This window comes from Flavobacterium sp. 9R (assembly GCF_902506345.1).
Taxonomy (GTDB): domain Bacteria; phylum Bacteroidota; class Bacteroidia; order Flavobacteriales; family Flavobacteriaceae; genus Flavobacterium.
Genome location: NZ_LR733413.1, coordinates 2,439,898 through 2,460,424 on the forward strand (window position 1 = coordinate 2,439,898; position 20,527 = coordinate 2,460,424).

Consider the following 20,527-nt stretch of genomic DNA (forward strand, 5'->3'; position numbering starts at 1 on the left):
AAATGTCAGAACTATTATTACCACCAGAGCATCGCTATGCTAAAATAATCAAAGAGCGTCATAATGAAGATGGAAGTGAGCTTTCAATTCTGAATTTAGGACCAACTCACCCTGCAACACACGGTATTTTTCAAAACATCTTATTGATGGATGGAGAAAAAATATTAGAAGCAGAACCTACCATTGGATACATCCATAGAGCCTTCGAAAAAATAGCCGAAAATCGTCCGTTTTACCAAATCACGCCACTTACAGACCGAATGAACTATTGTTCTTCACCGATCAATAATATGGGATGGTGGATGACATTAGAAAAACTATTAGGTGTTGAAGTTCCCAAAAGAGCACAATACCTTCGTGTAATTGTAATGGAATTAGCCAGAATAACCGATCACCTTATTTGCAACTCCATTCTAGGGGTAGATACTGGTGCTTATACTGGATTTTTGTATGTTTTCCAATTTAGAGAAAAAGTATACGAAATTTACGAAGAAATATGTGGAGCTCGTTTAACGACCAATATGGGAAGAATTGGAGGTTTTGAAAGAGACTGGTCACCAAAAGCCTTTGAATTACTAAACACTTTCCTAGAAGATTTCCCAGTAGCTTGGAAAGAATTTGAAAACTTATTCGAAAGAAATAGAATCTTTATAGATAGAACCGTAAATGTTGGAGGAATTACTGCCGAAAAAGCTTTGGCTTATGGCTTTACGGGTCCTAATTTACGTGCCGCAGGTGTTGATTATGATGTTCGTGTGGCGCAACCTTATTCTTCTTACGAAGACTTTGACTTTATTGTACCAGTTGGAAAATCAGGTGATACTTATGACCGTTTTTGTGTACGTAATGCAGAAGTTTGGGAAAGTTTAAGCATCATCAAACAAGCCTTAGCTAAAATGCCAGCTGGTAATGAATACCACGCTGATGTTCCTGAATATTATTTGCCTCCAAAAGAAGATGTATACACTACTATGGAATCTTTGATTTATCATTTCAAGATTGTTATGGGTGAAGTTCCAGTTCCTGTTGGAGAAGTATACCATCCGGTTGAAGGAGCCAATGGAGAAATTGGATTCTATTTAGTATCAGACGGAAGTAGAACACCTTATCGTTTGCATTTCCGTAGGCCTTGTTTTATTTATTATCAAGCCTATCCAGAAATGATTAAAGGCTCTATGCTTTCAGATGCGATAGTAATATTATCAAGTTTAAATGTTATCGCAGGAGAATTAGATGCTTAACGATTTTAAAGCAGTGCTTTTTTAGATTTAAGATTTAAAAAAACTTTGTGACTTTGAGCCTTTGCGGCAAACAATATAAAAATGGAAAGAAAACATTACAATCAAGAAATAAACATGACTGAAGCATTGATGGAACGCATCAATGAACTAATCAGTCATTATCCTGAAGACAAAAGAAAATCAGCGCTATTGCCTGTTTTGCATGAAGTTCAAGATGCTCATGACAACTGGTTAAGCATTGAACTACAAAATAAAGTAGCTGAAATTCTTCATATCAAACCCATCGAAGTCTATGAAGTGGTTACTTTTTACACCATGTTCAACCAAAGACCTATTGGGAAATACATGTTCGAATTTTGCCAAACTTCGCCTTGTTGCTTGAATGGTGTAGAAAATTTAATGGACTACACTTGTGATAAATTAGGTGTTAAAGTTGGAGAACCAACTGCTGATGGCTTGTTCGAAGTAAGAGGAGTGGAATGCTTAGGTGCTTGTGGTTATGCGCCAATGATGCAACTAGGTGACTTCTACAAAGAACATTTGACTGAAGAAAAAATCGATCAAATCATTACTGATTGCCGAGATAATAAAATAATATTACACGATAAATAAGATGTCACAAAAAATATTATTAGACAAAATCAATATTCCAGGAATAAAAACCTACGAAGTCTATCGTGCAAATGGAGGCTACGCTTCTGTAGAGAAAGCTTTAAAAACATTAACACCTGATGAAGTAGTAGAGGAAGTAAAAACGTCTGGTTTAAGAGGTCGTGGTGGAGCAGGATTCCCAGCGGGTATGAAGTGGAGTTTTATCGATAAAAAATCAGGTAAACCACGTCATTTAGTTTGTAATGCTGACGAATCTGAACCAGGAACCTTTAAGGATCGTTTCTTAATGGAATATATTCCGCATTTATTGATTGAAGGAATGATTACTTCTAGTTATGCACTAGGCGCTAATCGTTCTTACATTTACATTCGTGGTGAATACATGTGGGTTTACAAAATTTTAGAAAGAGCCATTGCTGAAGCAAAAGCTGCAGGATGGTTAGGAAAAAATATATTAGGAACAGGTTACGATTTAGAGTTACATGTTCACTGCGGTGGTGGAGCTTATATTTGTGGAGAAGAAACTGCTCTTATCGAATCTTTAGAAGGAAAACGTGGTAATCCACGTATCAAACCACCTTTCCCTGCGGTTTCTGGTCTTTGGGCTAATCCAACCGTAGTTAACAATGTGGAAACTATTGCTGCAGTGCCTTGGATTGTAAACAATTCTGGAGCTGATTATGCTAAAATAGGTGTAGGAAGATCTACAGGAACCAAATTAATCTCCGCTTCTGGACATATCAAAAACCCAGGAGTTTATGAAATAGAACTAGGATTAAGCGTATACGAATTCATGAATTCTGATGAATATTTAGGAGGAATGAGTTCTGACCGTCCTTTGAAAGCATTTGTGCCAGGAGGAAGTTCGGTGCCAATTTTGCCAGCTAACTTAATCTATAAAACCGCTGCAGGTGAAGACCGATTGATGACTTATGAGTCATTGAGCGATGGTGGTTTTGCTACGGGATCGATGTTAGGTTCTGGTGGATTCATCGTGTATAATGACACTAGCTGTATTGTTAGAAACACTTGGAATTTCTCTCGTTTCTATCACCATGAAAGTTGCGGTCAATGTACACCTTGCCGTGAAGGTACTGGTTGGTTAGAAAAAGTATTGCACCGTATCGAAAACGGACACGGACGCGAAGAAGATATTGATTTGTTGTTGAGTATTCAGAGTAAAATCGAAGGAAACACTATTTGTCCATTAGGTGATGCGGCTTCATGGCCAGTAGCTGCGGCTATTCGCCATTTTAGAGACGAATTTGAATACCATATTCGTTTCCCAGAAAAAATAAAAAACAGAGATCATTTTGTTGCTGAACCATTCGAACAGGTTAAACACTTAGTTGGTAAAGTAACAATCTAAAGTTTTACTATGAAAAAAAATTTAGTAATTATTATAACTTTAATTATTAGTTTAAATAGTTATGCTCAACAAAGATTTAATGGTTATGTTGTTACAAATTCAAACGATACTATTAAGTGTAAATTTTCATTAGAAATGAATATTTTTGATAAAACCCTATTTTATGATTCAGGAATAAGCAATAGAGCAAAAATTTTTAAAGAAAATGGTGAAAAAGTAAAATATAAACCTTCGGAATTGAAGACTGTGTTTATTACAGGTCCAAAACAAGGAGATTATAAATTTGTAAGCCTAAAAGCAGACAATTATGAACATTTTTATCATGAAATAATTGTAGGTCGTTTATCATATTACGTTTTGTATAAAGCTAATCTTTCAGGAGGATTTCCTTATGAGAAGCCTTTTATTCTAAAAGAAAACAAACTTGTTAGCATAGACGGATTTAGCAGAAGAAAGACTTTTGGAGAATTAATAATAGACTATCCTGAGTTATATAAAAAATGGATGGATTCAAATAATTATTATAAAATAGATCAAATTACAGAAGTTTTGAAATTGTACAATGAGTACTTTACAAAGTAACATTTAAAAAGAATATCAATTCCATATAGAGATTTGAAATAAAGTATAAAAAATGAAAGTAACAATAGACGGTCAGTCGATAGAAGTAGAACCAGGAACAACCATCCTACAAGCCGCTCGTATGATTGGTGGAGATGTAGTTCCACCAGCGATGTGTTATTATTCTAAACTAAAAGGAAGCGGTGGTAAATGCCGTTGTTGTTTAGTTGAAGTATCCAAAGGAAGTGAAGCTGACCCAAGACCAATGCCAAAATTAATGGCCTCTTGTGTAACAGGCTGTATGGACGGAATGGAAGTAAACAGCAAATCTTCTGAAAGAGTTACCGAAGCTAGAAAAGCAGTAACGGAGTTTTTACTCATCAACCATCCATTAGATTGTCCAATATGTGACCAAGCAGGAGAATGTGATTTACAGAACTTAAGCTTTGAACACGGGAAATCTCAAACTCGTTATATTGAAGAAAAAAGAACATTTGAACCTGAAAATATTGGTCCAAATATTCAACTACATATGAATCGTTGCATTTTGTGCCAAAGATGTGTACAAGTTGCCGACCAACTAACAGACAATCGCGTACACGGTGTATTAGACAGAGGAGACCATGCTAATATCTCTACTTGTATTTCTAAAGCGATTGACAATGAATTCTCAGGAAATATGATTGATGTATGTCCTGTTGGAGCATTGACTGACAAAACCTTCCGTTTCAAATCGAGAGTTTGGTTTAACAAACCTTATAATGCACATAGAGAATGTACTACTCCAGGATGTTGTGGTAAAACTACCGTTTGGATGTTTGGTGGCGAAATTCAACGTGTAACTGGAAGAAAAGACGAGTACCACGAAGTAGAAGAGTTCATTTGTAACACTTGTCGTTTTGATAAGAAAGATGTAAATGATTGGGTAATTGAAGGACCAAGAGTTTTTGAAAAAGATTCTGTTATCAACCAAAACAATTACACCAAAACAGAAAAAGTAATCATCGATACAGAAGAAAATATCTTATTAGGTAGAGCTCAAGACCGTAAAAAAATCAGTATGGCTGAGATTGATTACAATGAAAAAATTGATGGCAACTTAATAGATTCGAACAAAAATGGATAGTACTTTTATAATAGAAAAAAGTGTTGTAATCGTAGTAGTATTTGCAATTACTATGCTTGTTGCTATGTATTCTACATGGGCAGAACGTAAAGTTGCAGCATTTTTACAAGACCGTGTAGGACCAAACAGAGCTGGATGGGGTGGTTTATTTCAACCTTTGGCAGATGGTTTGAAACTTTTTGCAAAAGAAGAGTTTGAGCCTAACACGCCAAACCGCTTTTTGTTTTTTGTAGGTCCTGGTATTGCAATGGGAACTGCTTTAATGACAAGTGCTGTTATTCCTTGGGGCGACCGTTTACATCTTTTTGGAAAAGACATTTTACTACAAGCTACAGATATTAATATTGGCCTTTTATACTTTTTTGGAGTAGTTTCAATTGGGGTATACGGAATCATGATTGGTGGATGGGCTTCTAATAATAAATTCTCATTGATGGGAGCTGTTCGTGCGGCTTCTCAAATGGTATCATACGAGGTGGCTATGGGATTATCCATGATTGCTTTATTGATGATGACAGGAACTTTGAGTTTAAGAGAAATTTCGGCTCAACAAGCTGGAATGAATTGGAATGTATTTTATCAACCCTTATCGTTCTTAATCTTTTTGATTTGTGCATTTGCAGAAAGTAACCGTACGCCATTTGACTTACCAGAATGTGAAAGTGAATTGATTGGTGGTTACCATACGGAATATTCTTCTATGAAAATGGGATTCTACTTATTTGCTGAATATGCTAATATGTTTATCTCGTCGACTATATTATCTATTTTATTCTTTGGTGGGTATAATTATCCAGGAATGGCGTATGCTGTTGAAAACTGGGGAGTGAATATTGGTAATATTATCGGAATAGTTGTTTTATTTGCAAAAATATTCGGATTCATCTTTTTCTATATGTGGGTAAGATGGACAATCCCTAGATTTAGATACGACCAATTGATGCATTTAGGTTGGAGAATTTTGATTCCACTTTCGATTATCAATATTATCATTACTGGAATTGTTATTTTGAGAGCAGATATTGCTGCTTATTTAGGATTCTAATTTAATTACGAAGAGCCCTAGCCCTGATAGTAGCGGCATCCTTTTGTTTTTTTCTTTAAAAAACAAAAGATATAGCGGATAGCAGGATTAGCTTTAAATAAAAAGAAAAAATGTCAATAGAAACTATATCATTATCGGGTAGAAAAAAGATGGTTTCCAATAAGGAGATGACCTTTTTGGAGCGTATGTATCTTGTGGCGATTGTAAAGGGTTTAATCATTACAATCCAACACTTCTTTAAAAAGAAAGCCACAATTCATTACCCAGAACAAGTGCGTACTATGAGTCCAGTTTATAGAGGACAGCACATGTTGAAAAGAGATGAACAAGGTAGAGAAAACTGTACTGCGTGTGGATTATGTGCGTTGTCATGTCCTGCTGAAGCCATTACGATGAAAGCAGCTGAGCGTAAGGCAGATGAAAAACACTTGTATCGCGAAGAAAAATATGCCGAAATCTACGAAATCAATATGTTGCGTTGTATTTTCTGTGGTTTGTGCGAAGAGGCTTGTCCTAAAGATGCTATTTATTTAACTATTTCAAAAGAATTAGTTCCTGCTAATTACGATAGAGAAGACTTTATTTTTGGAAAAGATAAATTGGTAATGCCTTTAGAAATGGCGATTAAAAATACTCAACTTCAAAACGCTAACTAATGTCTACAGTACTCATCGTTTTTTGCCTGTTAGGCTTTATTACATTGGCCAGTGCCTTTCTAACGGTTTTTAGCCGAAATCCAATACACAGTGCTATTTACTTAGTGATTTGTTTCTTCTCGATTGCAGGTCATTATTTATTATTGAATGCTCAATTTTTAGCCATAGTTCATATCATTGTTTACTCTGGTGCGATTATGATTTTGTTCTTATTTACAATCATGTTAATGAATTTGAATAAGGAAGATGAAGTACATAAACCAAGAATTACACGTTTAGGTGCCATTGTTTCGTTTTGTTTAGTATGCTTGGTATTGATTGCAATTTTTACCAATTCAAAACCAATCGTTGGAGAATATGTAGCTACTGGTGAAGATTACCAATCCATCAATGTTTTGGGTAAAATTCTATTAAACGAATATATGGTTCCGTTTGAATTCGCCTCTATTTTGTTATTGACAGCTATGATAGGAACGGTTCTATTGTCTAAAAAAGAAAAATTAGAAAAGTAAGATGAATAATATTTTAAACCAAATTGGGATCGAAAACTACATCTTTTTGAGTGTCATACTTTTTTGTATCGGCATCTTTGGAGTTTTATACAGACGAAATGCCATCATTGTTTTCATGTCGATTGAGATTATGTTGAATGCCGTGAATTTACTTTTTGTAGCTTTCTCCACTTATCACCAAGATGCGCAAGGACAAGTTTTTGTGTTTTTCTCAATGGCGGTAGCGGCAGCAGAAGTAGCTGTTGGACTTGCGATTTTAGTTTCTATTTTTAGAAATCTAGGGTCGATTAGTATCGATAATTTAAAAAACTTAAAAGGATAAATGGAAATGAATACCAACATAGCATTAGTCTTAGTCCTAGCTCCTTTAGTAGGCTTTTTAATCAATGTGTTTTTTGGAAAAAATTTAGGAAAAACAGTTTCGGGAGCTCTTGGAACTTTGACCGTTTTAGTATCGTTTGTCGCTACTTGCTTTTTCTTCAGTACAGTTTCTTCGTCAAAAGAAGCGATACAAATTTCATTATTTGATTGGATTCAGATAGGAACATTTAAAATAGATTTAGGTTTTTTAATTGACCAACTATCAGTATTGTGGTTGCTTTTTGTAACGGGTATTGGTTCGTTGATTCACTTATACTCTATTAGTTATATGCATGATGATGAAAATATGCACAAGTTTTTTGCGTATTTGAATCTGTTTGTGTTTTTCATGATTACTCTTGTTATTGGAAGTAACTTATTGGTTTTATTCATCGGATGGGAAGGCGTTGGACTTTGCTCTTACTTACTTATTGGTTTTTGGTATAAAAATCAAGACTATAATGATGCTGCCAAAAAAGCTTTCATTATGAACAGAATTGGTGACTTAGGGTTATTGATTGGTATCTTCATTTTAGGAAGACAATTCAATACTTTAGATTACACTTCTTTGAAAACTATTATTTCTGGTGCTTCAGAGCTTAACTTATACGCTGTTGCAGTAGCTGCATTTTCTTTATTTATTGGAGCTTGTGGTAAATCGGCACAAATTCCGTTGTACACTTGGTTACCTGATGCGATGGCTGGACCAACACCAGTTTCGGCTTTGATTCACGCTGCAACGATGGTAACTGCGGGTATCTTTATGATTACTCGTTTGAATTTCATCTTTGATTTAGCCCCAGACGTTCAAAACATCATTGCAATAGTGGGTGCTATAACTTCTCTTGTAGCCGCAACTATTGGATTAGCACAAAATGATATCAAAAAAGTATTGGCATATTCTACCGTTTCTCAATTGGGATTAATGTTCTTGGCTTTGGGATTAGGTGCTTATGAAGTAGCCGTTTTCCATGTTATCACTCATGCTTTTTTCAAAGCTTGTTTGTTCTTAGGTTCTGGTTCTGTAATTCATGCTTTACACGGGGAACAAGACATGCGCAATATGGGTGGTTTACGTAAAGTTATGCCAGTAACTTTCATCACTATGTTGGTGTCTTCTCTAGCAATTTCAGGTGTTCCTTTGTTTTCAGGGTTTTTCTCTAAAGATGAGATTTTGTTAACTGCTTTTCACCACAACATTCCTTTATGGGTAATTGGTTCTGTGGCGTCTATTATGACTGCTTTTTATATGTTCCGTTTGCTTTTCTTAACTTTCTTCAAAGAGTTTAGAGGAACCGAAGAACAAAAACATCACTTACACGAAAGTCCAGCCTTGATTACTGTGCCTTTGATTATTTTAGCAATTTTGGCCACTTTTGGTGGATTGATAAGCTTACCTGGAAATAGCTGGTTGAACCATTATTTAATTCCGATACTACCTAAATTAGCAACTGCTGAACATCATTTAGGTACAACAGAATATGCATTAATGGCTATTGCAGTGATTGGAGGAATTGTAGGTATTGCAATTGCTTACTTCAAATACATCAAAAATGATACAGTACCGCCAGCGGATGCTGAAATCACTGGATTTACAAAAGTCGTATACAACAAATATTATGTTGATGAGTTGTATGATACGCTTTTTGTAAAAACAACTAATACTTTGTCTCGCTTCTTTAGAGATTATGTTGAAACAGGTATCTCTAGCTTTGTTTTTGGTCTTGGAAAAGTAACTAACGAATTAGGATTTTATGGAAGAAAAGTACAAAATGGAAGTGTAGGTTTATACCTTTTTGCTTTTGTTTTGGGGCTTTGCGCGATTATTTCCTTTTTATTTTTAGCACAATAATACACACATACTATGAACGTATCTCTTATATTACTATTACTTTTAATTGGCGCTTTAGTCACTTATTTGGCTGGTGACAAACTCGCTTCAAAGGTAGCCTTGTTGTTTGGACTAGGTACATTTGGAGCCTCTATTGTGCTTTTGAATCAGTATAATGCAGGTGAAAACATTAGTTTAATAGCGAACTGGATTAATCAACCTAAAGTGGTTTTTGCTCTAAAGGCAGATGGATTATCATTAGCAATGCTATTATTAACTACAGCATTAACTCCTATAATTATTTATTCTTCTTTTGGAAATGACCTAAAAAATGCCAAGTCATTTTATGCCTTAGTTTTGTTTATGGCTTTTGCAATGGTAGGTACGTTTTTAGCTTCAGACGGACTATTGTACTACATCTTTTGGGAATTAGCTTTATTACCTATTTACTTTATTGCTTTAGTATGGGGTAATGGTGATGCTGAGGAACGCAAAAAAACAGTAGTTAAATTCTTTATCTATACACTTGCAGGTTCCTTGTTTATGTTGGTTGCCTTTGTTTATATGTACCAACAAGCGGGAAGCTTTTTACTAGAAGATTTATATAAATTAAACTTAACTGCTTCTGAACAAAAATGGATTTTCCTAGCTTTCTTCGGAGCTTATGCTATCAAAATACCATTAATTCCTTTTCATACTTGGCAAGCGAATGTATACCAAAAAGCACCAACTGTTGGTACCATGTTACTTTCAGGTATTATGCTAAAAATGGGATTATACAGCGTTCTGCGTTGGCAATTGCCTCTATCTAGAATTGCAGCTAAAGAATATATGCCAATTTTTATCGCTATCGGTATTGCTGGTGTTGTTTATGGCTCAATTGTAGCGCTAAGACAAAAGGATTTAAAAAAGTTACTGGCTTATTCTTCCTTAGCTCACGTTGGTTTAATCGCTGCTGGAGCTTACACTTTAACCATCGATGGATTTAGAGGTGCTGTTTTGCAAATGATTGCTCACGGATTTGTAGTGGTAGGTCTTTTCTTTGCTGCTGAAATCATTTACAGAAGATATGAAACAAGAGCCATTTCAGAAATGGGAGGCATTCGTGCATTAGCACCAAAATTTACCTCTTTGTTTTTAATTTTAGTTTTGGCCTCTGTTGCTTTACCAACTACATTCAACTTTGTTGGGGAATTTACAGTTTTGTATAGCTTGTCTCAAATCAATATTTGGTTTGCCATCTTGGGCGGTACAACCATTATTTTTGGGGCTTATTATATGCTTAAGATGTTTCAATATGTTATGCTTGGTGAAACAAATACCAAAACGTTTTACCCTCTTTCATTAAGCGAAACCATAACGTTACTAAGTATAGTTGCTGTACTGTTCTTTTTTGGATTGTATCCAAAACCAATTACAGACTTAATCACACCAAGTCTAGAAGAAATTTTAAATCAAATCAATAAGATTTAGGAATTTAATAATTAGGAATTAGGATTTTTTAAAAATGACAAAAGAGGAACTTAAAAATAGAACCAAACAATTTGCTTTGGATGTTTTTAAATTTTTAATGAGTCTAGAGAAAACAAAAGCAAATGATGTAGTCTCTTTTCAACTTTTTAAATCATCATCATCAGTTGCAGCGAATTACAGAGCTGTTTGTAGAGGAAAATCAGATGCTGATTTTTTAAACAAACTAAAAATTGTAGATGAAGAAGCAGATGAAAGTTTGTTTTGGTTAGAATTTATAAAGGGTTTAGAAGTACCTTGTGATAAAACAGTATTAGATTCACTAATAAAAGAAGCAAATGAATTAGTATCAATTTTTTCAGCTGCCATAAAAACAATAAAAGAAAAAAATAACAGTAAAAAATAGGGCTTTTGAGATGGTGAATTAAGTGTTACTTTTAAATCCTAAATCAAAAATCCTGAATCAAAAAATCAAAAATGAATACATTAATAGCTATAATAGGATTAGGTGTTTTATGCCTTTTATTTGAAATTCTTGATTTCAGAAAAGCAATTATTCCTGTAACCATCATTGGATTATTAGGTGTACTTGGCTTAACCGTTGCCGATTACAATGCACCTGCTTCTTATTACAACAATATGATTTCGGTCAATAATTTCTCTGTTACTTTTTCGAGTTTATTTATTGTACTTACCATATTTTTAGTGGCATTAAGCCATAACTTTTACGAAAATCATCAGTCAAAATTATCTGATTTTGTTGCCATAAAAATATTCTTATTATCAGGAGCTGTTGCGATGGTTTCTTTTGGAAACTTAGCTATGTTCTTCTTAGGCATTGAAGTTTTATCTATTTCATTATACATTCTTGCTGCAAGTAACCGAATGAACTTAAAAAGCAATGAAGCAGGTATGAAATACTTTTTGATGGGTTCATTTGCTTCTGGAATCATTCTTTTTGGTATCTGCCTTGTTTATGGTGCTATGGGAAGCTTTGATGTTTCAGAAATAAGTCAAATGTCTCAATCGGCTGAATTACCAATATGGTTCCCAATTGGTATTATTTTATTGAGCATTGGTATGTTATTTAAAATTGCTGCTGTACCTTTCCATTTTTGGGCACCAGATGTTTATGAAGGTTCTCCATCAATGACTACAGCGACGATGAGTACGTTAGCAAAAGTTGTGGCAATGGCTACATTTTTCAAATTACTATCGGCTTTGAATGCCGATTTAAATTATAACTTCCAATTGGTGATTGTTATTATTTCTATTGCTTCAATGACAGTGGGTAATATTATGGCATTAAAACAAAGCAATGTAAAACGTATGTTGGCCTTTTCAGGTATATCTCACGCTGGTTTTATGATTATGACTTTGTTAAGCATCGGAACTTCTGCTGGAAGTTTATTGTACTATGCTACTGCTTATTCTTTGGCTGGTATTGGTGCTTTTAGCGTGCTACTTTACGTATGCAAAAACCAAAACAACGAAGACATTACCAATTTCCAAGGTTTAGGCAAAACCAATCCGCTATTGGCAGCTGTTTTAACGGGTTCATTATTGTCAATGGCAGGAATTCCTATATTTTCTGGTTTCTTCGCTAAATTGGCTTTATTCAACCAAACAATTGATGCTGGCTACTTAGTTGTCGTAATTGTTGCCGTAATCAACTCTATCATAAGTGTGGGGTATTACTTCAAATTAATTTTAGCGATGTACAGTAAAGAGCCAAACGAATCTAGAACTGGAAAACCATTCTTGATTTATGCTGTAGCCATTCTTTCATTGTTATTAAACATAGCGTTAGGACTTTTCCCTTCCCTAGTAATGGATTTGATTTAAAACCGAATTCAATATAAATTACAACCGTCTCCAATGTACTTTTGAGACGGTTTTTTTTATAATATAAACTTTAAAAACGAAGCTTTGCTTTGAAATCAGTTATTTTTGTATCACTAAATAAAATAAAATGTCATCAATAATAAACATACAAATTTGGTCTGATATTATGTGTCCATTTTGCTACATCGGAAAACGAAGACTAGAATCAGCCATTGCACAATTCGAATTTAAAAATGCCGTAACTATCGAGTGGAAAAGTTTCCAATTAGATGCCAACTTCGTTGCTTCAAAAGAAGATAGTTTGGTTGAACATTTAGCAGAAAAATATAGAAAAGATACCGATTGGGCACAACAGATGCTCGATGATATGACACAGAATGCTAAAAACGTTGGTCTGGATTTTCACTTTGAAAAAGCTAAAATGGCGAATTCCTATAATGCACATCGTTTGTTGCATTTGGCCAAAGAGAAAGAACTCGCTGATTCGTTAAAAGAGTTATTATTCAAAGCCTATCTTACCGACGGATTAGACATCAACAACATTGCCGTGCTAACTGCTATAGGAAAAGAAGTTGGATTGGAAGAGGAAAGCGTAAACTCAGTTCTTTCCTCAGATAGGTTTGGTGATGCCGTTAGAAAAGACCAACAAGAAGCACAAGCCATAGGCGTGCAAGGAGTTCCATTTTTTGTTCTGAATAATAAATATGCCGTTTCAGGAGCGCAATATCCTGAAACTTTTTTGAATGCCTTGAAACAAATTTGGGAAGAAGTAGAAAACACTAGCATCAACACGGAAGCAGATAATTCTTGTTGTGGCATAGACGGATGCAATTAAAAACCAATGGATATAAAAAATAAAACAATCCGCTGGGGAATTATTGGTTGCGGAAATGTAACCGAAATCAAAAGTGGACCCGCCTATCAAAAAACAGAAGGATTTACCATCGGAGCTGTGATGCGTCGTGATGAAGAAAAAGCGGCTGATTATGCCAAAAGACACGGCATAGCCAAATACTACACCGATGCTGATGCCCTAATCAACGACGCTGAAATAGATGCGGTTTATATTGCAACGCCTCCAGATGTTCACAAATATTATGGTCTAAAAGTAGCCGAAGCTGGAAAACCCTGTTGTATAGAAAAACCATTAGCGCCCAACTATAAAGATTGTGTTGCCATCTCCGAAGCATTTGCCTTTAAAAACATTCCATTATTTGTTGCCTATTACAGACGTACCTTGCCAAGATTTGAGCAAATAAGAGAATGGATTAACACAAATAAAATTGGCACAATTAGACACCTTCATTGGCATTTGAGCAAACCCACCTCAGCACAAGACCTTTCAGGAGAATACAATTGGAGAACCGATAGTAAAATTGCTACAGGAGGCTATTTTGATGATTTGGCCAGTCACGGATTGGATTTGTTTGTGCACTATTTTGGAACCATAACTAATGTTTCGGGAATTAGTCTCAACCAACAAGGGTTATACACCGCAAAAGATGCCGCAACAGCTTGCTGGCTACATCAATCAGGTATAACTGGAAGTGGTTGTTGGAATTTTGGCACTTTAAAACGAGAAGACAAAGTTACTATTTATGGTAGCGAGGGTACTATTACTTTTTCCGTTTTTGAAAACGAACCTATTCTAATCACAACATCAGAAGGCACAACAGCACACGAAATAGCACACCCAGAAAACATTCAATTGTATCACGTGCAACAAATGAGAGAGCACTTATTAGGTCGTTCACAACATCCCTCAACGGGAGCAACAGCAACTCATACCAACTGGGTTATGGATCAAATTGTTGGAAATGAATTATAAAAAAAGCGACACTTGTCGCTTTTTTTACCATAAAATCTCTTGAATTTCACCCTTCTTTAGCTGTATCACTTTGGTTTGATTCTCATAAATAAGAGTAGACTTTCCGCCCAATTTACTTGAAATAATTAGCTTACTAAGTCTCTTTTTATCCCAATGCATTTCGAGTTCGAAGCCTCCTCTGGCACAGATTCCTTTGATAGTTCCAGTTTCCCAAGCATCGGGTAAGGCCGGCAATAGTCTTATCTCGTTTTCATCAGATTGCACCAACATCTCGACTACAGCAGCAGTACCACCAAAATTACCATCAATTTGGAAAGGTGGATGCGCATCAAATAAATTTGGATAAGTTCCCCCTCCTCTCCTTGGTTTTTCGCTTTTCTTTCCATCTGGATCTACATATCGAAGCAGTTCTCTAAACATCTTGTAAGCACGATTACCATCCCAAAGTCTCGCCCAAAGATTAATCCTCCAGCCTTTGGACCAACCAGTAGTTTCATCGCCTTTAATCTCTAAAGTATTTTTACAAGCTAAAGCCAATTCAGGAGTTTTGGAAGGTGTAATATGATTACCAGGAAACAATCCGAATAAATGCGATTGATGACGATGTTTAGAATCTTTATCCTCCCAATCAAAATACCATTCTTGTAAATTCCCCTTTTTGCCAATTTGATAAGGATGCAATCTCGCTAAAACTCTTTCGAGCTGAGCTCTAAAATCGGCATCAATATTTAGGACTTTTGAAGCTTTTATTGTTTTATCAAAACATTCTCGAATCATTGCCAAATCGGCAGTTCCGCCATAAAGCGTTGCTCCTACAAAACCATTTTCAAGCTTGTATTGATTTTCAGGTGAAGTTGCAGGCGAAGTAATTAAATTACCCTTTTTATCTGAAACCAACCACGCTTTACAAAACTGTGCTGCTCCTTTCATCAATGGATAACCATCCTTTTCTAGATATTTTTTGTCTTGAGTAAAAATATAGTGCTCCCAAATATGAGTACTTAGCCAAGCACCCGCCAAAGGCCAACAAGCCCACATTGGGTCTTCTTTTCCGAATTGACCAACTGGATTTGACATCGCCCAAATATCGGAATTATGAGCTGCTGTCCAACCTTCATTGATTCCGTAAAAAGTCTTGGCAGTAACTTTTCCAGTTACCGAAAGATTCTTGATAAAACCCAATAAAGGCAAATGCATTTCAGATAAATTGCAGTTTTCGGCCAACCAATAATTTTCTTCAAGATTGATGTTCATCGTATAATTACTGCTCCAAGGTGGATTCAAGTAAGGATTCCATAAGCCTTGTAAATTAGCAGGAACCCCTAGAGTTCTCGAACTACTAATGAGTAAATAACGACCATAATTAAAGTAGAGAATTTCTAGATTTTTATCTTCTGCACCATCAGCATAGCGCAATAAACGTTCGTCTGTTGGTAAATTGGGTGCCGTAGTTTTCCCTAAATCAAATTGTACTCGTTGGTAAAATTTTTGATAATCTGCAACGTGTGCTTGCTTTAATTTATCGAATGAAAGAGCAAAAGCTTGATTCAACTTTTTAGTTGCAATTTTATGCGCATCTAGCCCTTCTGAAGCGGGATTTTTATCAAAACCATTGAAGCTGGTAGCGATAGATACATAAAGTATCGCTTCGGTAGCATTTTTTACCCCCAAAGTTGTATCGGTAGTTGTTAGTACCCCATCCGTACTTTTTATTTTTATTAAAGAAGTAAATCGCGTTCCTCTCTCTTTTTGAGTTAAGAATGAAGCAGGAACTGTGTACCCAGCATTTTCATGAATGGGTGCGTTACCATTCATTTCCAAAATTCTATTGTTGCAAATTGTTTGATGTTGTAATAAACTATTGCTGTTGATATCAAACTCTAAAGCCCCTTTTTGACTGGATTTTATTTTGATAATCAAAGCTTGATGTGGCGCAGAAACAAAATACTCACGGGTATATGTTACTCCCTGACTAACATAACTAACCTTGGAAGTAGCAGTCGCAAGATTCAATTCACGATAATAGTTAGTTGCCTTCTCTGTATGATGAAAATTAATTTCAAGTGTTCCCAAAGGAGCAAAAGATTCCGAATTTTTGCCTTGTATTTTTTTGTTTAATTCTTCGGCCAAAGGGTAGTTTTCTTGTGCCAATGCTGCACGGATTGCTGTAATATTTTTGTAAGCATCGGGGTTCATATTGGCATTTACAGGTTCGCCTGACCAAAGAGTAATATCATTCAAATAAATCTTATCTGAAAGGACGCCTCCAAAAACGGTAGCCCCAATTTTTCCGTTACCTAAAACCAAACTTTCCTCAAAAAATTCTGCAGGTTGGTTGTACCACAAAATGTGATTGGACTGGGCTTGGCCTTTTTCAAAAAAAGAAAAAATAATAAAAATGATGTAGGTGTATTTCATAAAGAAATATTTTTATCTGAATTTATGCTGATGCGGGTCATCCAAATATAACGTTGAGACGGGTTAAAACCCGTCTGTTGCGTTATGGATTTATTTTATATTTTTCATTGGCAGTAATCAATTCCCAATTATCAGTTCGGAATGGGGAAGCTGGAAATTTTTCTTTATTGAAAAGATTGACTTCGGTGTCATCGTCTGCCCAACCGTAACGAACTGCAACAGGATTTAGCACCTCATCGGTAGACACCATAATTTTATTGTCTTTAATAAAAGCTTTGGCTGAATAAAAAACTTTGTCGGCACCCGCAATTTCAAATCCTTTTAGTGGAACGTTGTTTGGTGTTGCAAGTCCACCACCAATAGCATCGAAAGTTAAAACAATCTGATTCCCTTTTATTTGCTGTGCTTTATAAATTGGACCTCCAAAAACTCCTTTTTGACCATACAAATTATTCAAAGCAATAGCTGCTAGACGCAAACCAACGTCTTTTTTATTGGTTGGATGAATGTCTTTCGCATTACCTATATCAGTAGTAACCGCCATTCCTGTATTTTTAATGTGTAAGGTTTCGGATTGAGCTTCGCGCAATTCTGCCCATCTACTTCCTTTGTTACTGTTGCCGCCAAACTCATCAAAAGTGGACAGTTGTACATAATAAAACGGAAAATCACCTTGTCCCCATTGGGTTCGCCAATCCTGAATCAGTAAAGGGAACGCTTTTTTATATTGATGAGCTCTCCAAACATTGGCTTCGCCCTGATACCAAAGTACCCCTTGAAAAGCATACGGAATTAATGGGTTGACCATCGCATTGTATAATAACGAGGGGAAAGAATTGGGTGAAATGGCAATTTTTACTTGAACGACATTAAACTTCCAAGCGCCGTCGATTTTAATTTCAGAATCATTGAAAGTTAACTTTAAATCAGAGGCATCACCGTAAATTCCACCACCACCTGTATAATCGGTAATTCGCACTGCAATCACATTTATGCCTTCTTTTAAAACTCCAGAAGGAATCGAATACTTTCTTGGAGCATCCCAGAGTTTATTGGTTCCAACCTGAACCCCATTGACATAGGTTACATCTTCGTCATCTATTTTGGACAAGTGTAAAACAGCTCCTTGTTGGGCTTGCTGTGCTGTTAGCACAATGGATTTTCGCATCCAAACTACACCATCAATATTGCCAATTTGTTGATTTTCCCATAATGAAGGAATTTTAATTTCTGGCCATTTGGAATCATTGAAATCTGATGTCTTAAATTGATTTTCATTATTCAAAGACACCTCAAAACCTTGAACTTTTTGAATATTGTCTAAAAGAGATTTCTTGTAGGTTTCAAAAACAGCGTCCATATTAACTTGGGGTATATGGTCAACACTGTTTTTAAATTCGTTGTTGTTGGCCAACGCTTCACGACTGGTCCAAGTTTCAACACAAGTTCCGCCCCAAGACGTATTGACAATTCCGATGGGAATTTTCAACTCAGCATATATTTTTTGGGCAAAAAAGTATCCAACTGCGGTAAAATCTTTTATGTTTTCAGCATTAGCATTTGTCCATTTTCCTTCTTTAAGCTCTTCTTTGGGAGTTCCACTCAAGTCTTGAGCCACTAAAAACTGACGAATCATCACGTTAGTAGCTTGGGCTTTTTGAGTTTCAAAATCGGGCAATTTGTACATTTGAAATTCCATATTGGATTGTCCGCTACAAATCCACACTTCTCCTACCAGAACATCCTTGAGAACTATTTGGTTTTTACCCTTTATAGAAAGTACAAAAGGTCCTCCTGCTTTTTCAGCGTCTAATTTTACCATCCATTTACCCGTTGCATCAGCAGTGATGGTTTTGGTTTGTTGCTTAAAATGAACCTCTATTTTTTCATTGGCATCGGCCCAACCCCAAACGGGTATTGGTTTGTTACGTTGCAATACCATTCCATCAGCAAAAATTAGCGGCATACGGACATTGGCATTTACAGCTATACCTGCAATGAAGAAAAGAAAAAAGATATATTTTTTCATTTTTTTGATTTAAAAAACAGCTAAGCCATTGAAAGTCTTTTAAGCAAATCATAAACTCTCAACAACTTAGCTATTCAAAATTATTTTAATCCGTCTTGCAAAGCTGTTAAAGCCTGCGTATCGTATACAGTATTATTAGTACGATTGAATATCGTCATAGTGTTAACGCCCATAAAACCGGCATCCCAATAGAATGGAATCATACCATTGGCTCTGGATTGTTTCACTACATATTTAAGGAAATCAGCTCTTGATTTAAGGTGTAAAGTCAACGCATCTCCCGTTAAATCACGTTTGATGGCACCAAACTCACCAAGAATCACAGGAATTCCTTTGTCTACAAATTGTGTTTTCATCGATTTGAAAAGCTTGTCTATATCGGCTTCTTCTCCCCAAGTTGGATTACGGTCCGTATCGGTAGTAGAATGATTTCCTGCTCCCCAATAGTAAAACATTTTACCCCAAGATTCATCTTTAGTCATCAACGTAAATTGGTAAGGATAAAAATGAACTTCGGCCATCATACGATTCGCTACCTTGTCTGTAGGTAAAGTCGTCATCAACTTATTGGTTTTTTCGATATCTGTTGATGGTCCTTGAATGATTAAATTACGATAAGCATTTTTCCCACCTGTAGAACGAACAGCATCAATAAATGTTTGGTGGTAAGAGTTTAAAACTGCCATTTGAGTAGCATTTTCAACGTTTGGTTCATTGGCACTAGCAAAAAGTAAATGCTCATCAAAACCTCTCAAATGTGTGGCAATTTGTTCCCAAAATGCTTTTTGCTTCGCATTGTTTTCAACTTTTTTAGCCTCAGTACAGTTGTTTTCTAACCAACCGCCATCCCAATGGATATTAACGATTACATACATATCATTGTCTACACAATACTGCACGACTTCTTTTACTCTGGCCAACCAATCTGCTTTAATCTGTGCATTCGTGCTATTCGCCAAATACTGATTCCAAGAACAAGGTATTCTAATGGCATTAAAACCATTAGCTTTTACAAAATCAATCAAAGCTTTGGTCACTTTAGGATTGCCCCAAGCTGTTTCGCCACCCGTTGCTTCCAACGTGTTTCCGATGTTCCAGCCTAGCTTCATTTTACTAGCTAATTCTGTTGCATTACTACTCATTCCCGTTGCATCTGCTGCAATTGGATTGGTATTATAACTAGGATACAAACTCAAACTTGCCGCTTGGGTTACAGTAACCTTAACATTTTTTTGCGCATTACCATCCATTACAAAAGTAAGAATGGCTTGGCGTGCTGAAGTTGTCGTATTGGCGGTAACATTGATTGTAACTTCTTGACTTTGCAAAGAAGAACTTGTAACCGATAGCGTACACCAAGCTTGGTCAGAAACAACAGCCCAATCTTTACCAGTCATAGTAATGGTAATGGCTGCACTTCTACTAGATTCCGCAATTGAAACACTGGTTGCACTAGAATTTATTGTTGTCTCAGCAGGCGTTGGATTGGTAGGTGTAGGCTCTGCATCGTCTTTGCTACAAGAAATTCCTATGAATACAAATAAAGTAAATAGGGTTTTTATAAAATTATTTTTCATATGTTCTATAGTTTTAATTAGTGGTTATGTGTTATCTCCTTATAATC

The 20,527-nt window shown here is 35.8% G+C and carries 18 protein-coding genes; 15 read left to right on the forward strand and 3 right to left on the reverse strand.

The genetic code is table 11. From position 1 onward, the window contains the following. The first annotated feature begins 2 nt into the window (after nt 1-2). The 15 genes from FLAVO9AF_RS10975 to FLAVO9AF_RS11045 all read left to right on the forward strand — a co-directional run bounded on the left by FLAVO9AF_RS10975 (nt 3) and on the right by FLAVO9AF_RS11045 (nt 14,456). Entirely contained in the window at nt 3-1,241 is a 1,239-nt protein-coding gene (locus FLAVO9AF_RS10975) for an NADH-quinone oxidoreductase subunit D (protein ID WP_159688393.1), read from the forward strand. A gap of 81 nt (nt 1,242-1,322) precedes the next feature. Then, nucleotides 1,323-1,853, forward strand: a complete 531-nt coding sequence (locus FLAVO9AF_RS10980) for an NAD(P)H-dependent oxidoreductase subunit E (RefSeq protein WP_159688396.1) — start codon at nt 1,323-1,325, stop codon at nt 1,851-1,853. A gap of 1 nt (nt 1,854) precedes the next feature. Continuing rightward, nucleotides 1,855-3,222, forward strand: a complete 1,368-nt coding sequence (gene nuoF, locus FLAVO9AF_RS10985; RefSeq protein ID WP_159688399.1) for an NADH-quinone oxidoreductase subunit NuoF — start codon at nt 1,855-1,857, stop codon at nt 3,220-3,222. 9 nt (nt 3,223-3,231) lie between these two features. Further along, entirely contained in the window at nt 3,232-3,804 is a 573-nt protein-coding gene (locus tag FLAVO9AF_RS10990) for a hypothetical protein (RefSeq protein WP_159688402.1), read from the forward strand. Between the two features lie 52 nt (nt 3,805-3,856). Further along, a complete protein-coding gene (locus FLAVO9AF_RS10995; RefSeq protein WP_159688405.1) occupies nt 3,857-4,909 on the forward strand; it encodes a 2Fe-2S iron-sulfur cluster-binding protein in 1,053 nt (350 codons plus the stop codon). Beyond that, nucleotides 4,902-5,954 (forward strand): NADH-quinone oxidoreductase subunit NuoH, encoded by a 1,053-nt coding sequence (nuoH, locus tag FLAVO9AF_RS11000; protein WP_064715345.1) that lies wholly within the window; start codon nt 4,902-4,904, stop codon nt 5,952-5,954. Before FLAVO9AF_RS10995 ends, nuoH begins: the two co-directional genes overlap by 8 nt. Nucleotides 5,955-6,064: 110 nt before the next feature. Then, nucleotides 6,065-6,610 (forward strand): NADH-quinone oxidoreductase subunit I, encoded by a 546-nt coding sequence (locus tag FLAVO9AF_RS11005; protein ID WP_064715344.1) that lies wholly within the window; start codon nt 6,065-6,067, stop codon nt 6,608-6,610. Beyond that, entirely contained in the window at nt 6,610-7,122 is a 513-nt protein-coding gene (locus tag FLAVO9AF_RS11010; protein WP_159688408.1) for an NADH-quinone oxidoreductase subunit J, read from the forward strand. The genes FLAVO9AF_RS11005 and FLAVO9AF_RS11010 overlap by 1 nt, the downstream gene beginning before the upstream one ends. A 1-nt stretch (nt 7,123) precedes the next feature. Next, nucleotides 7,124-7,444 (forward strand): NADH-quinone oxidoreductase subunit NuoK, encoded by a 321-nt coding sequence (nuoK, locus tag FLAVO9AF_RS11015; protein WP_064715342.1) that lies wholly within the window; start codon nt 7,124-7,126, stop codon nt 7,442-7,444. A 6-nt stretch (nt 7,445-7,450) separates the two neighbouring features. Then, nucleotides 7,451-9,334: an NADH-quinone oxidoreductase subunit L gene (gene nuoL / locus FLAVO9AF_RS11020; RefSeq protein WP_159688411.1), complete on the forward strand. Its 1,884-nt coding sequence runs from the start codon at nt 7,451-7,453 to the stop codon at nt 9,332-9,334. 12 nt (nt 9,335-9,346) lie between these two features. Then, a complete protein-coding gene (locus FLAVO9AF_RS11025) occupies nt 9,347-10,786 on the forward strand; it encodes a NuoM family protein (protein ID WP_159688414.1) in 1,440 nt (479 codons plus the stop codon). A gap of 34 nt (nt 10,787-10,820) precedes the next feature. Next, nucleotides 10,821-11,189 (forward strand): four helix bundle protein, encoded by a 369-nt coding sequence (locus tag FLAVO9AF_RS11030; protein WP_159688417.1) that lies wholly within the window; start codon nt 10,821-10,823, stop codon nt 11,187-11,189. Between the two features lie 71 nt (nt 11,190-11,260). Further along, nucleotides 11,261-12,628 (forward strand): NADH-quinone oxidoreductase subunit N, encoded by a 1,368-nt coding sequence (locus FLAVO9AF_RS11035; protein WP_159688419.1) that lies wholly within the window; start codon nt 11,261-11,263, stop codon nt 12,626-12,628. A 127-nt stretch (nt 12,629-12,755) separates the two neighbouring features. Then, complete coding sequence (locus FLAVO9AF_RS11040; protein WP_159688422.1) at nt 12,756-13,463, forward strand: DsbA family protein; 708 nt, start codon at nt 12,756-12,758, stop codon at nt 13,461-13,463. A 6-nt stretch (nt 13,464-13,469) separates the two neighbouring features. Continuing rightward, nucleotides 13,470-14,456, forward strand: a complete 987-nt coding sequence (locus FLAVO9AF_RS11045; RefSeq protein WP_159688424.1) for a Gfo/Idh/MocA family protein — start codon at nt 13,470-13,472, stop codon at nt 14,454-14,456. 24 nt (nt 14,457-14,480) lie between these two features. Here the strand turns inward: FLAVO9AF_RS11045 and FLAVO9AF_RS11050 are convergent, their stop codons facing one another. The 3 genes from FLAVO9AF_RS11050 to FLAVO9AF_RS11060 form a co-directional block, all read right to left on the reverse strand. Continuing rightward, the gene (locus tag FLAVO9AF_RS11050) at nt 14,481-16,874 is read right to left on the reverse strand and encodes a glycoside hydrolase N-terminal domain-containing protein (RefSeq protein ID WP_159688427.1); all 2,394 of its coding nucleotides are present in this window, start codon (nt 16,872-16,874) and stop codon (nt 14,481-14,483) included. Nucleotides 16,875-16,956: 82 nt separating this feature from the next. Further along, nucleotides 16,957-18,903: a sialate O-acetylesterase gene (locus FLAVO9AF_RS11055; RefSeq protein ID WP_159688429.1), complete on the reverse strand. Its 1,947-nt coding sequence runs from the start codon at nt 18,901-18,903 to the stop codon at nt 16,957-16,959. A gap of 80 nt (nt 18,904-18,983) precedes the next feature. Then, nucleotides 18,984-20,480, reverse strand: a complete 1,497-nt coding sequence (locus FLAVO9AF_RS11060) for a cellulase family glycosylhydrolase (protein WP_159688432.1) — start codon at nt 20,478-20,480, stop codon at nt 18,984-18,986. Nucleotides 20,481-20,527 lie beyond the last annotated feature (47 nt).